This window comes from Methanomethylovorans sp., from assembly GCF_041447285.1.
GTDB lineage: Archaea > Halobacteriota > Methanosarcinia > Methanosarcinales > Methanosarcinaceae > Methanomethylovorans.
This window is the reverse complement of the sequence record NZ_JBGMEB010000006.1, coordinates 337852-353408: the sequence shown is the minus strand read 5'-3', so window position 1 is coordinate 353408 and position 15557 is coordinate 337852. Positions and strand designations below refer to the sequence as shown.

9 protein-coding genes are annotated in these 15557 nt (G+C 38.4%); 2 read left to right on the top strand and 7 right to left on the bottom strand.

The annotated features are described in order from the left end of the window. Positions 1-175 precede the first annotated feature (175 nt). Positions 176-1870, top strand: a complete 1695-nt coding sequence (locus ACC612_RS04375) for a PAS domain S-box protein (RefSeq protein ID WP_371853253.1) — start codon at positions 176-178, stop codon at positions 1868-1870. Positions 1871-1886: 16 nt separating this feature from the next. Here ACC612_RS04375 and ACC612_RS04370 read toward each other — a convergent pair whose 3' ends face one another. The 7 genes from ACC612_RS04370 to ACC612_RS04340 all read right to left on the bottom strand — a co-directional run bounded on the left by ACC612_RS04370 (position 1887) and on the right by ACC612_RS04340 (position 13709). Further along, positions 1887-2723: an arginase family protein gene (locus ACC612_RS04370; protein ID WP_371853252.1), complete on the bottom strand. Its 837-nt coding sequence runs from the start codon at positions 2721-2723 to the stop codon at positions 1887-1889. 61 nt (positions 2724-2784) lie between these two features. Further along, positions 2785-4233: a cation:proton antiporter gene (locus ACC612_RS04365; protein ID WP_371853250.1), complete on the bottom strand. Its 1449-nt coding sequence runs from the start codon at positions 4231-4233 to the stop codon at positions 2785-2787. Between the two features lie 17 nt (positions 4234-4250). Beyond that, on the bottom strand, positions 4251-6824 hold the full coding sequence (gene mprF / locus ACC612_RS04360) for a bifunctional lysylphosphatidylglycerol flippase/synthetase MprF (RefSeq protein ID WP_371853249.1): 2574 nt from the start codon (positions 6822-6824) through the stop codon (positions 4251-4253). A gap of 213 nt (positions 6825-7037) precedes the next feature. Beyond that, positions 7038-9254: a glycosyltransferase family 39 protein gene (locus ACC612_RS04355; RefSeq protein WP_371853248.1), complete on the bottom strand. Its 2217-nt coding sequence runs from the start codon at positions 9252-9254 to the stop codon at positions 7038-7040. A 163-nt stretch (positions 9255-9417) separates the two neighbouring features. Beyond that, positions 9418-9843: a peptidylprolyl isomerase gene (locus ACC612_RS04350; protein ID WP_371853247.1), complete on the bottom strand. Its 426-nt coding sequence runs from the start codon at positions 9841-9843 to the stop codon at positions 9418-9420. 135 nt (positions 9844-9978) lie between these two features. Next, a complete protein-coding gene (locus ACC612_RS04345) occupies positions 9979-11028 on the bottom strand; it encodes a GTP-binding protein (protein ID WP_371853246.1) in 1050 nt (349 codons plus the stop codon). 56 nt (positions 11029-11084) lie between these two features. After that, positions 11085-13709 (bottom strand): ATP-binding protein, encoded by a 2625-nt coding sequence (locus ACC612_RS04340; protein WP_371853245.1) that lies wholly within the window; start codon positions 13707-13709, stop codon positions 11085-11087. Between the two features lie 173 nt (positions 13710-13882). Between ACC612_RS04340 and ACC612_RS04335 the strand changes: the two genes are divergently transcribed. Then, entirely contained in the window at positions 13883-15514 is a 1632-nt protein-coding gene (locus tag ACC612_RS04335; protein ID WP_371853244.1) for an ABC1 kinase family protein, read from the top strand. Positions 15515-15557 lie beyond the last annotated feature (43 nt).

Sequence of the window (15557 nt, the reverse complement as noted above, 5' to 3'; positions counted from 1 at the left end):
ATATACTGTTTATAAACAATCGCTGGAAACAAAAGGTTGATCGAAGTCCTTGATAATTAATCCACATGATAGGACATGCAGTAGATAAAAGATGGAAACTACTTCAAAGCAGAAATAAGATTTAAATATCTTATCCTCTTTGGCCAAGGTTAGACTTTGAAATTTGAGGAATCTTATGAAAACTAAAAGAAAGCCTCAGCTGCAATATGAAGCTTCCCTGCTTGAAAGCTGTAGGAATGTTATGAATAGCTATGCAGGCGCTGGAATGGGCTTTCAATCTGAGTTTTTATCTGTATTTCTAGATACGATTCCCCTACCGGTGTTTTATAAAGACATTTCAGGAAACTATCTTGGTTGCAATAAGGCATTTGAAAACTTTATTGGCAAGACAAAAAAAGAAATCATTGGCAGGACCTTAGCAGGCACTTGGTCTAAGGAATTTGCAGAAAAATACGAAAGCATGGACCGAGCACTTTTTGAAGCGCCTGGAAAACAAATATATGAGTGGGAAATACAGCTTGCCAATAGAACAAAAAGAGAAGTGATCTTTCACAAAACCACTTTTACTGATTCATCTGGGAAAACAACCGGGCTGATCGGGATCATTCAGGATATCACCGAACTCAAAGAGGATATTAGGTTATTGGAAGAAAGTGGCAAAGATCTGAAATCTACACTTAGCTTCTCCACCGAGTTTTTAATGATCATCGATAGTTCAGGTGTTGTCCTTGATGCAAATGAAGTTGCAACTTATCACCTGAAAACAAATTTAGAGACACTCAAAGGAAAAAATGCATACGATTTTTTGCCTTATGAAGTAGCAGAATATCGTAAAAAAATGGCAGATAAGGTAATAGCAGAAGGCAAACCTACACATTTTGAAGATGAGCGTGAAGGATTTGTTGTTCAATGTTCCATCTATCCCATATTTAACAAAGATGAGAAAGTAGAGAGACTTGCAGTTTTTGGCATGGATATTTCAACAACCAAAAAAACGGGTAAAACATTACAAAATTATGGGGAATTTAAGAGATCCATTATTGAAACATCTTTTGATGGTTATCTGTACATGAGTGTAGATGGAAATATCCTGGAAACAAACGAAGCATACTGCACGATGAGTGGCTACACGCGCGAAGAACTGCTTAGCATGAATATTTCAGATATAAAATGCGATAAGAGTTATGAGGAAGTTGCTGCTCATCTCTGCAAGCTCATTGAATTAGGAAAGGACCATTACACATCAAAGCACCGTACAAAGGATGGTAAAGTATTAGATCTTGAAGTAAGTGCAACTTACTCCGAAAAAACAGGATCAGGTTTGTTCTGTTTTTTCAAAGATGTAACAACACTTAAACAAACTGAAGCACGGGAACAGCATCTTAAACAGGTACTTTCAGGCATCCGGAAGCTTAACCAAATGATCGTGCAGGAAAAGGATCCATATTGCCTTATTCAGCAAGCATGCAATGTTCTGACAGAAACACTTGGATATCATAATGCATGGATAGCATTGATTGATGAAAATAACTCTGTTAGATTTACTGCAGCTTCAGGTACTCAAAACCTATGTAAAGTCATACACGAAAAATTGGATCAGAAAAAACTCCCCTTGTGTGTGAAACTAGCTCTTAAAAACGAGAGAACGGTAGTTCTCAAGCAACCGGATGCTGATAATGGTGAATGTAATTATTCTTGTTTATCAGAAGATATGGATGCAATGATCAGCAAGTTGCAACATGAGGGAAACATCTATGGTGTAATTGCGGCTTTAGTCCCTCGGAATCTAGCTCACGATAAGGAAGAAATAGATATTTTTACTGAAATTGCCGATAATCTGGGTTTTGCTCTTCAGAACAAAATGATATAATACATGCTCTAAAATACTATTTTATCCTGAACCCAAAATCAACTAAACTCTGAATTTCGTATTTTCCGTTGCTGTCGATGGATAGATATTCAACTATACTAAAACCAACTATGTTAAAACCATCATTGATCATGTGCAATTGTTCCAGTAAATGCTGCTTGCTTATGCCTCCAACTACAGGACATTTTGAATAAGGAAAGCACTTGGCATCAAGCACATCCAGATCCACGTGCACATATACGTTCCTGAAACCTTTTGACCGGATTAGATCAGCAATAATATCATTGGAATTTATTATCTGATCTGTCGATACAGTGCTGACATTGTTATTATTGATATATTCTTCTTCAGCAGGATCTAATTCCCGAACTCCTGCAAGGATAACCTGATCTGGACAGATATAAGAGAAACAGTGCCTGAGAATATGTTCTTCTCCCTCTCCCAGCAAACACCTTAGTGGCATCCCATGAAAGTGGCCGCTTGGAGAGCTCAAAGATGTATTCAGATCCCCGTGTGCGTCAAACCATATTACTGCCAGATCTTGATTGTAAACTTTGTTAAGATAAGAAACCGGGCCTAATTCAATTCCACAATCTCCACCTATAGAAAATATCTTCTTGGGATTCTTAATGTTTAGCACATCTTTAATCCTTTCAAGGTTAGTAACTATAGCATCTAATCCCAGAATGCCCTTATTTATTCCCGATCCTTCATCATGAGAGACATCTATCGATATGAACTCATTATCTTTTAGGTAGAGATCATATATCTCCATTGCACTGAAATAAATATCATTAGTATTACCGGAACCCTGCCATTGAGGAATAAACATTCTAAGAAGGTTGTCTGACATCAGACTCTCCACTATTCAATTATACTATTCATTATTGAACTGCCATTCCCACACTTCATTTTTAGCTACCCTTTAGATCTGCATTCGGAAAAAAGTGTCCTATGACCCACAGCATAGGACGGGTCATGAATGTAGTCACCAGAGCCATAATGACCATCATGGTAAAGACAATTGGAGTCAAAATCCCTAGATCATATCCTATAGTTAGAATAACCAATTCGATTAATCCTCGTGTATTCATCAGCGCTCCCAAGGCCAAAGAGTCAGCCCATGACTGTCCAGTAAAACGGGCTGCTACTGCACTGCCACCAAACTTCCCCATCACTGCTACCAGAATAATTAAACCACAGATAAACCACAGATGAACTGCATTTAGCAGACCCAATTGAGTCTTAAGGCCAGTGATCGCAAAGAAAAGAGGTAACAATATCACCAGGCTCACATCTTCTATGCGGGAAATAAAAGACAGCCTGAAATCATTTTGTGCTGGCATGATAACTCCCGCTAAGAATGCTCCGAAAAGAGCGTGGATGCCAATTGTCTCAGTGGCAAAAGCTGATAAGAATAACACGATAAACAGCACTGTAATAAACCCTTTACTCACGTGTGCTTTACCAACATAAATATCACCTAAACGTTGCAGGAACGGGCGTACAAAGTAAAGCATAAACAAAATGTACAATACAGAAAGCACAACTGTAGCAATGAAAGTCATTATTGTTTCGGCCCTGATTATACTCACAACAGCCGCAAGCAAGCACCATGCAGTGACATCATCAGCTGCAGCACAGGTCAGTGCCAGCGTGCCTAGAGAGGATTGTGTTAGTCTGCGTTCCTGAATTATTCTGGCCAGTACAGGAAAAGCTGTTAAGCTCATAGCAATTCCCATGAAGAGACTAAAAGAGAGGAAAGAGACTCCTTTTGGCGCAAATCCAGTATACAAAAAGTATGCCAGGCAGACTCCTAAAAAGAAAGGGGCCACAATGCTTGCGTGACTTACTACAAGAGCTGTCTGTGCTTTATTTTTCAGCAAATTAGAATCAAGCTCCAAGCCAATAATAAACACAAACAAGACCAGACCCAGGTTACTAAGTGTTTCCAGCCAGCCTAATGAAGCAGGGCTGAACAAAAAACTGCTCAACTGTGGCCAGCACATACCCAAGACCGAAGGTCCTAGGATAATTCCTGCTGTCATTTCACCTATAACAGATGGCTGACCAATCTTAGAAAAAAAGAATCCAAATAATCGGGCCATCAACACTATGATAGCTATCTGTAAAAACATAAGGCTGAGGGGATGATCCAAGTTATTGATTATATTTTTAGTTATGACCGTCCCCAGATCTTCGTATGCAAGAAGATGATTTTGGGCATTTGTTGCAATATCCGGATAATCAGTCGAAAGAGGCTCTAAATGCTGACCTTGAACGATGACAAAGAAAACCATTAAAATAAATAGACTATTGACTATCAAGTAGAAAAGGATATTTCTGTGTACATGATTTCTCATCAAGAGTCTTATAATCCTCATTTCGTAAATATCTCTTTCGTTCCGCCTGAGATTAACAGAGCAATATCTTTTAGGATAAACATCTGTTTTATTCCCTTTGGCAGAGCTATATAGCGGGGCTCCCAGATAGGATTAAATTTTTCTTTGTATGCCCGGAGTCCCTTGAAGTTATAGAAATATTCACCATGTGTGAAAATAGTAGAGCCAAGCTTGTTCCACAAAGGCGCTAGTGCCCTGTTCTCAAGTCCAGAGAGCGGGGACATGCCTAATGAGAAATAGTTGAACCCATTTTCCTTTCCCCAGAGCATGAGCTTGGTAAAGAGATATTCCATAGTAGTGTTCGAGATATTTGGATCATAACGCATAAGGTCGATAGCCATTTCTTCTTTATTGTCCACCATCCAGACATTTGCAAAAGCGGCTATTTGATCACCTTTCTTGATTATTGCAAGTGGGAAATTCACCAGATAATCGGGGTTAAAGGAGCCCAGAGAGAAACTCTTTTCTTTAGTGTTCTTAATTTCCAACCAGGCATCCGATATACTTTTAAGCTCTTCAAGATGAGCAGGGACATCTTCAGGCTGCATCATCTCAAAATGGTAACCGTCTTTTTCCATACGTTTTACAGAGTAACGGAAATCTTTTCCAGCACTTCCCTCAAGACTGAACTCCGAAAGCTTGACTCTTGCCTCTTCACCGATCTTAATCAACGTCAGACCGATATCCAGGTAGTAAGGAATATATTTCTCGCTTATTTCATAAAATACTGTCCACCCTTGATGCAGATTCGACATTTCATGGAAATCCCATATAAGTTCTTTTACATTTTTACTACTGCCTATTGGATCGCCCATGCATATCCAGCTTTTTCCAGATATCCCATACATAATGAATGTATTTTTCATCTCATTGAACAATACATACTTATCTTCAAGAAAAGCAAGATTTCCATTAGTGTCGGTACTTTTCTTTATGATTTCCTTAACAGCAGCCATTTCTTCTTTATCCGGTAATTTGAGATCCTTGCTGGAACCACCAAGCAATCTCATTACTCCAAAAATAGTTAATACAATAGATATTCCTACAACTGACCTGAGGAACCTGGAAACATGCATATTGGTTCCAAACTGCCACAATAGTTCTTCTGAATACTCTACATGTTCATTCGTAAATAAACCAAGCCATATGAAACTCAGAACAACAACAGCAATAGCAATAATATTGTCTCTGCTAAATGACTGATTCAGCAGTGAAGATTTCCTGTAAAAATGCTTCCTTTGAGGCAATAGAAGTAAAAATATGGCAAATAGGATACCTGATTCTATGTAGTTCAAACCTTTAAGAATGGAGAAAATACTTCCGAGGAACAATATTACTACTGATAGAAGATATGCTCCATCGATCCTCTTCCATAGTCCATTCGCCAGGATAAGGAGCAAGACACCTATCATACTGCTAAGCAAGCTGGAAGACTCGATCAAAGATAAAGGAATTATGTTAGCTATTACACGCATGCCTTCCATCTGAGCAGGCAGTGCTTCTGAGAAAAGAAGCACCATTCCTGCAAAAAATATGAGCACAGCAGATATTTGTGGTGTAAAGGCAGAAAGCGTAATATATGTTGTTTTCTGCAAATTTATTAGTATCTCTCTTCTTGAATTGAATTCTCGATATGAGAGAATAATCAATCCTACCATTAAGGGGGTAAAATAATACACAATCCTGAACATCACAAGAGCAAAAACAATAGCATCAAGGGCTATATGGGGAGCAAGTGCAAAGAGCATGATAGCTTCGAAAACTCCCAGCCCACCTGGAACTGTACTTATATATGCAATAGTCTGTGCTACTACGAAAATTGCTATAACATATGGAAACGAGATGTCCTCGTTACCAGATAGTAGAAAATACAATGCACTGCCTGCAAATATAGTATCGAATGATGACAGAAGAATTTGTATAAATGTAATTTTTATGTTGGGGAATCGAATCTCATACCCTTTTATCCTTAGACTCTTTTGCTGCAGGCAAAAAGCCAGATAAATAGCAAGGAAAAGTAGTAAACAAACTCCCAGCGTCTTTAGAAATAGCTCATAGAAAGAAAGGGACGACTGTAGATCAATTGGATAGAAGGTTAACAGAAAACCTCCTACAAAACATACTCCAAGCCAGAAAGTTGTGCTACAAAAATTAATGATCTTACTTATTTGAAGCAATGTGAGCCCATAAGCAGAATATAATCTATAGCGTAATGAGCTGCCTGTGAAAGGATTAAAACCAATACTATAACTAATAGAAGTACTTGTGAAAGAGGAATGAAGTATTTCTTTATATGAAATAGATTGACCTATATATCTCATGGCCAGAAAATCATAGCTTATAAGGGCAATATAACTCAAAAATGTAAACATAGATGCCAGTAGCACGCTTGATGGCTCAATGCTTGTAAAACTCTTCAGAATCTCATCTAATTGAAGAGAATGAAGCTGCCTGTTCAAGAGCCATAATGAAACCGCAAAAATGGCAATTGGCAACAAATAGCTTATCTTTTTTATGACTTCCTGATCAAAGTAATTTTTTTTATGGACCAATATAATACACCGAATATAAATATCACTATGGCAATTCTGGTATTTGATATTTACTCAACTTAAGAGCGTGTAGAAAAGATTTTGAGAGTAAAGAAATACATGTGTATTAGGGACCTTTATTAACAACTTATAACGGAAACTAGCTTTACTGGCCCGCCATTTGAATACCAATTCAGAAGGGGCTACTTATTAAACATGAGACTCTAGCTGCTATCAGTCCATCGTTTCATTGGATAAAGAATCGATCTTTATCCAATCGACCTGAATACCAAGATCTCTGGGGTCATCAACATATCCGTCTTCACTTGGGTTCCAGGTGTTAGTTCGGATCTCCAGAATCTGATACTTTTCTTCCAAATAACTTTCAGACACCGCAACAGAATAATTTGTTGTTCCGATTATTTCCTCTATAGAACCGATTAAATTTCCATTTATGTAAAATGTAACATTTGCCGCATCTGTTTGTGGCCTTGGTGCATTCATCATTATTTCCAGGAGGAATTGACCCTGATGTCTACCATATTCTATTTTTATTTTTGATAAATTGGTTGTCCATCTATTTTCTCCCAGTTCTGATTCATAAAAACCTTCAGTTATATCTGAATCATTCTTTCCAATATCTATAATATATGGAAGTGTGAGACTTGAGGCTATTTGTGAGGATACATTGAGATCATATAATTTGTATCCATTATTTGCTGTCTTTACGCAATCATAAGGTAACAACTTCTTAGAGATAATGTAATTTATGTCAGTGAGATTTTCGTGGGTTGCAACTCCAGATTTATCTTTATTTGTAAAACGTTGAACCATTTCACCATTTGACCAGTATTGAGTCAGGAACCACATCTGAGGGCCCCAATATTCACCAAAGTTCTCGTGATCCATTAAAATCAGAGTTGTATCTGAACTGTTGTGTTCCAAGTATCTGCCAATTTGATTCACGTTGTATGTATTTCCCATATTTTCAAGCTGTTTTTCATAGGTAGGTATGGAAAGAGAAATCGATAGGAGAACAAAAAACATAAAAAACAAAGTAAGAGGTTTACCATTAGGTATGCCCTTCAGTAAAAACAAAGGTACGAGTACGAAAAAGAATGCAAATAGAATCAGCACCAACAAGTAACTCATGTATTGTTGCAGATAAATAACGTAATAAATACCAAACATACTTGGGAAAGCATAATTAGTGTGGGGCAAATAATAAAGGAAGGGAAGAACCAGGATACTGGAAAAAGTCAGTGTTTTGTATTTCCACTTTGTGCCAACATCACTAGATTTCATCTGCAAAAATGCTATTCCGATCAGTCCAAATAAGAATACAACAGGTATGATCGAGTCTATATAGCGCCCGAGAATGAAATTATCAGGATTGCAAATATATCTTTTCATATGTGCAACTGTAATTAGCAGTAATCCTGCACTAAAGCTAATAAAATATACAATGCTTGAGTTCAATGCAATTGTATTTTTGGAACCAAATTTTGTAAGATATTCAGATAATCCCACTAACCTTAACTTAAAGATGGAGTCTGAAATGAATAAGACACACATTATGAAAAAGATAATGTATGCAGAGATGACAATGTATCCAACCTCATTGAGTAATAAACGAACAAATAACTCAAGTGTTTCTGTCTTAGAGAAACTATCCATCAAGACAGATGAATAACCTGTAGTATCATATAGTGAGCCTTTAGAAAGTTCTGATGCTTTATATAATAACCAGCCAATTGTTGGCAAAACAGAGGAAAAAACAAGAGCTACCTTATTTTTTAAAATATTAAACCTATCTTCCCGCTCTGCGTTCCAAACAAAATAGATGAGCGAAATAAATAAGGAAATAATGAAAACTATCCCTGTTTCCCTTGTAAAATAAAGGTAGAAGATTGAGAAGCCTGCCAGAATATTCCATTGTATTTTATTGTTCTCAAAGGATTCATAGACAAACCAAACAGAGTATAATACAAGCGGCACAAAAAGGTTCTCACTCATCACTACGAAAGTGTATGTCACAACACTTGGAATTGTAGATATTACTAAAGACCCACATAGAGCCTGAAACTTAGAAGTATATTTTTTCAATAAGAAGTAAGCAGGAAAAATAATTGAAGAAGACAAGAAACTATTCACAAGTAACATATTATGATATAGTGCTTGTTTATCTGGAGAAAAAAGATTAGCAACAGATAAGAAAACTGAATAGCCAGGTGGATACATTTGAGCATCTTTAAGGTCAATTACAAAAATAAAATCCAAAATACTTTGAGAAAGCTTAGAGTATATAATTTCATCTGCGAGTATCCATGGAGTTTTAAACGGAACAACTAAAATTGCTTTTAGTACAACGAGAAGGACAAAGAATGAAAAAATTATAGGTATTTCATACCTATCAAGAATTCTAGATTCAGCTTTTTCAATAGTTTTCATTCTTAAATACCGCCAATAACAAAATAACATCTGATACTAGTTTCAGATAGTTAATACGAATGTAGACCAGATCAGGTCAAACCATAATTCCTCATATCAGATAAATATGCCGCACTAATGGAAAATAGAAATATGATAATGTGTAACTAAATTAAAAAAAAGGTTAGTTAATCCCCACAACCTTTATTTCAAAATGGAGCACTTCACCCGCCAGAGGATGATTCATGTCCAATGTAACTGTTTCCTCAGTAATAGCTGTTATAGAGGCTGGTATTTTAGAACCGTCAGGCAGGCTTACCAGCAGCATTGTATCCTCTGTCAGCTTCTCATTATTGGGGATAGAAGATCTGGGAATAGTTTCTACTAAATTCTTGCTATATTCACCATAACCCTGAGATGGTTCAAGCCTTATGTTCTTCTTTTCCCCTATTTCCATACCCAAGACAGCATCTTCAAAACCTTGTAATACCTGGCCGCCTCCAACCTTAAATTCCAGAGGACCGCCCTTTTCAGAGCTATCGAAAATTCCCCCGTTATCGAGAGTACCAACATATTCTACTGCAACTATGTCACCTATTTTTATGCCCAAGATACCATCCCTTCTAAGCAAAAATTGAACTTTTACTAATATATAATATAACCTATAGACTTATAATGCTTTCCGATTTTGTTTCCCAGAGAAGATAATGTAACAAAAATTAAAAGAGAATAGTAGATAATACTTTCAAGGTTTATTGCCAGTTATGCGAATAAGATTATTGCTCTGATTTACAGATTCATAGCTCACATGAGCTCTTTCCAGGTTGTTACGGATGGCAGAATCAATTATGTTCATTAAATCTGGTTTACTTACCTGTGTTACTGCTGAAAGGAACTTTAGCTGCTCATGATCCTGTCCTGAGCTTTCAAGTATCTCTACCAGCGGCTGCCCCTGGGAAGATGTAAGACTACCCTTGACAAGATCCTTCCCCAAACTCAAAGAGATCTTTACATGACCTATAAATGCAGGATTGATCGATTCAATCTGTCCCTTTACTTCTTCAAGCACTTTTAGGACCATGGAAGCCATATCATCCCTACCAAGCCCATGAGTATCAAGGGAATATTTGCCAGAATAACTGGACACCTGGGAAAGCTCAATGGAATTCCTGTTTTCACCGCTTTGGCGGGCAGTACCTTCACCTGCCAGCAGGTCTATGAACCTCATAAACTGTGCATCAGCCCTCCTGGCAGAAAATTCCACAATTAATGCATCCGGATTTGCATCCATCAGCCTACCTGTGATATCAGCTAGTGTTTTTTTGTTCACAAGATCGATCTTGTTCACACATAGAATCTCAGCTTCCTCTATCTGTGTGAGGATAAACTTCGGTATCTGCGAAAGTTCCATATTGAACCTGCTAGCATCCACAATTGTAACTACAGGTGCAAATGAAAGATCAGGCAATCCCATTAAAGCCACATGCTCTTTGATCTGCAAAGGAAGAGCAATGCCTGTAGGCTCGATGATAAGCACGTCAGGATCATACTCCTCTTCAAGAGTCTGCAATGTGTATTCCATACTGATCCTCAGTGTACAGCAGATACATCCACTTGTCAGTTCCTTTGCAATTAGACCGGAACCCGACAAGGTCTCTCCATCGACTCCCACTTCTCCGATCTCATTTACTATTATAGCAATTCTGTGGCCTTTTTCCACCATATGTCTGCCAAGGCTGAGCAGCGTAGTTGTTTTTCCACTTCCAAGAAATCCACCAATTATTATTACTTTCATTTAGAACACCTTTATACCAGTTAGGATTTTTGTTGATTATGACTTAATATGGCAATTCACTCCTGCCATATAGGTAATTCCACATGAACAGTAGTTCCTTTGCCTTCTTCACTCTCTATCCAGATCTTTCCCTTATGGGCTTCTACAATGGTCTTTGAAATATGAAGTCCAAGCCCAGTGCCTCCATATCTTCTGCTGGTAGAGGAATCAACCTGATAAAACCTCTGGAACAAATGAGGTATTTGATCAACAGGTATACCTATACCAGTGTCCTTTACCTCAATATGAACTCCCGATGGAACTTTTCTTGCAGCAACAATGATATGGCCACCCTTTTGAGTGAATTTCAGAGCATTATCAATAAGATTGGTCAGCACATCGGTCAGTTTGTCTTTATCCGCTCTTACAGGTGAGATATCTTCAATCTCTGTTCGAAGAATAACACCATTGTTCTTTGCCTGAGGAAGCTGATCATGGATACAGTTATTGATAACTTCTTCAAGTTGCACCTTTTCAAAATAGTAGCTCATTCTGCCTACCTGAGTTCGGCTAAGATATAGCAACGAGTCCACAAGACGCCTTAAACGGTCTGAGTTGCGAATAACAGTATCCATTGCCCTTTTCTGCTGATCGTTAATATCTCCCAGGGTTTCGTCAAGGACAAGCTGGCTATATCCCTTAATGGAAGTAAGGGGTGTTTTGAACTCATGACTCACGTTAGAAAGGAATTCGTCCTTCATACGATCCAGCGATTTCAATTCTTCATTGGCTTTTGAAAGCTCCTCATTCGCCTGAGCCAAATCATCAGCATACTTTTTGAGACTATCCTCCGCTCTCTTCCGCTGGACTAACCTCCACATGCCTTCCATAAGTAAAGTTAACTGTCTCACATCAGATTCATCGTAATTCTCTTCCTTATTGCCAACCCCGGACACTGCTACTATCTTATCTCCATCAAAAACAGGAATATTCAAGTGTCGCGTTATTTTCACATGTTCTTTGGGATAACCTTTTTTCCACGGATTGGGAGCAGCGTAATCATTAGTAATGACGGGCTTGCGCTGCCTGATTGCTTCTCCCCACAAACCGATGGATGTAACAGGGTACTCAATCTTAAGATCTGCAAGCCTGCATTCTTCCATAGCACTTTTTGACCAGGAACTTTTTGACCAGGAATACATGGAAAAAATTGTCTGGTCCTCATTAATGAATGCCAGATAACCCAGTTTGCTTTGCGTGAGCTTCACAGCTGCCTCCTGAGCGAAATCAGCTATTTCCTTAAGAGATGATTCAGACATTTGATCCAGTTCCAGCAGAGCCTGAAGCCTGGATTCATCAAGCTTTAAGGCATCTTCGGCCTTTTTCCTCTCAGTGATGTCCTCAAATATCCCTATGCCTCCAAGAAGGACGCCATCATGAGAAATGTTAGGGCTATAATCAGCCTTGATCGGAGTTACCTTTCCACTTATTACTGACCCATACTCCCCTTCATAGTGCCCCAATTTTCGGGAAAGAACGAGGCGGACAGCTTCAGCCATCTTTTCATCCTGAAGAGATGTAACCATGTTAAAACCAATGAGCTTATCCCTGGTAGTACCCACGATCTTGAGAAAACGATCATTGCAGTGAGTAATGGTTCCCTTTTCATCGAAATGGAATATGCCAAGAGGAGAGTTCTCAAAAATCAGACGATATTTCTCTTCAGCTGCATGCAACGCTGCTTCTGCCTTTTTTCTTTCTGTTATGTCTTCTACGGTCCCTACCATACCATCATATTTACCGGCATTATCTAAGAGTGGATAGAGTACACCACTTTGATACAAAAGTCCTTTTTCAGGGTTGAAAAATGGTAAGAAATCGTATGGTTCTGGCTTTGTAGTACTTTTCACTATATTGAAAATGGTGAGAAATGCTTCTCCTGTATCAGGAACCATTTCCTGTACATAATCAAGCAGATCATTACCAAGTACCTGTTCTGCTAAAAGCCCTGAAATAGCTTCCATGCCCGGATTGAAAAATGTCACCCTGTCTTCATTATCAACTACCCACACACCTGTCCAGATACGACTCAGTATTCTTTTATATAGAGCAAGTTCTTCATTGCAAGCAGCATCTTTCATACCTATGTGCAAATAGGACAATTTTTCTTGTCTTTTTATGGTCACTTTGTCATAAAGCGAGAGGATATCCAGCATTTGGGAGCCTGAAATTGATCCCTCTGGAAAAGCATGCATTATGATAGTATCTGTATCTCCTAGCATGTGGATGATATTTCTTTCATGGGAAAGAAAGTCTGGCCACCCGTCCGTTCTCATGGATGCTCCACAGAACGCTATCCTAAGACGCGCATATCCAAAACTTATAGCTTTATCATGAGATTTTTTAATTTCATCGATTCCTGCCGAGATGCTCTTACCTTTATTTGAAAACAAACTCTCATATGGCATGATCTGCAGCTGAGACCTCAACATAAGAGCCGAAACATCCATGCCTTCCTCGGTGAGGGCATCTATGGATTCTTCAACAAGGTCCCTGGATATGTATAAGATACAACATTCACCCTGATCTATGCCAGCTTTAAGGTAGTTTGCGGTTACATCCAATAACTCAAAAGTAGTCTTGTAGATTAGAGCTATGTTGTTTCCAGGAAGGATGCTACTTAAAATTTCCAGAGATCTCATTATCCACCATTACAGATTTATCTAATTATATATTCTCTTGCTTTTTGGTTAACTTAGTAAAGAATAAACTTCCCCAAAGGATATTGGACTCTATACAATGATAAGAAGTTTGCTTGAACGAAGTAACTATGGATGGAGAACATATATTTACTAAAAAACATTATAATCCTTAGATGCTTAAAAAAACGCGCAGATATATCAGAATTATTCGGGTATTCATTAAATATAATCTATTTTTCTTGCTTTACAAGGATATAAAACGCAATTATATATCTGATAGTAAATGCACCTGTAGTCTGGACTTGGAAAATCGTGGTGGTGCTGCAAAACTTCGTGATGCTTTTGAGGAGCTGGGACCTAGTTTTATAAAACTTGGGCAGATGCTGAGCAGACGCCCGGACGTTGTACCTCGTTCCTATGTTATTGAACTTGAAAAACTGCAGGATAAAGTGAAACCTCTCGATTTTGATGAGATGAGACCATCATTTGAAACCGCATGTGAATGCAATGCTCTTGGTAATAAGAATGAAAACACAGGAGTAAACTATGGGACACAGGATTTAGTAGACATTTTTGATGAATTTGACACTACGCCCATAGCTAGCGCATCTATAGGGCAGGTATATAAAGCTGTATTGGACGGTAAGAAAGTAGCGGTGAAAATTTCCCGTCCTGGTCTTATAGATACCATAAATCTTGACCTTGATATAATCGAGGACATGAAACCCCTTATTGTGAAAATTGTGGGCATCGGCAGTAATTTTGATGTGGATGCCTTCCTGAAAGAGTTTAGAGAAGTACTTACCGCCGAGCTGGACTACAGAATAGAAGCCAGGAATATGATGAGATTCTATGACAATTTCAAGGATGATGAAAATGTCATAATTCCAATGGTACATACTGAGTATAGCCGGGAGAGCATTCTTGTCATGGACTTCATTGAAGGCGTGCAGGTAAAGGATCTTAGAGATGTGGATCAGACCACCCGTACAAAGTATGCAAAACTCATTGCTACAAGTTACCTCAAGCAGGTTTATATCGATGGTTTCTACCATGCAGACCCCCATGGAGGCAACATTCTCGTAAAAGATGGAAAAATAGCATTTATCGACTTTGGTGCTGTGGGTAAACTGGACAACGAGCTTAAAAGGGATATGCTCAATCTGTTCTATGGAGTGTATGCAGAAAATGTTGAAATTGCCACTGATGCCTTCCTTAAGATAGGAAAACTACGCAAAGAGGACGTGAATATCGGCAAGTTTAGAAGAGATATGGATGAACTCATTACTGAGCAGAAATATGCAATGGGAGAGAGGCAGAGTGATAATTACGCCATAATAGCACTGAAATATAACATGTCTCTGCCAAGTGAATTCTCCACCCTGGAAAAAGCATTGCTGCTTATAGAGTCTGTCTGTTTTGACCTTGATCCGAAATTTAATCTGCTTGACGGAGCAAAACCTGTAATCTCAAAGGCAATATGGGCAAGGTATGCCCCTAAAAAGGCTTTTGAAGCCATTCAGCTTGAAGGCGACAAGTACCTGGAAATCTTCAGGAACTTCCCGGCTGGTGTCAATGATGTCATTGAGACCATTAGAGGATATAGATTTGAAAAACTGCAGGAAAGTACATACAAGGTGAAAAGGTACAGACTGCTGGACAGGCTAACCAAAAACCTGTTCCTGGTAGTAATAGCCCTGGTATCAACATACCTTATAATCCTGGGCGAAACCAATACAATGATCCTGGGAACAGTTGGATTCTTAGCATCCTTGTTCCTGAGCGTGCTTATGTTCCAGAAGTGATCAAAAAAAGAAGTGAGCGAAAAAGAATTTCGCTCGCAATATT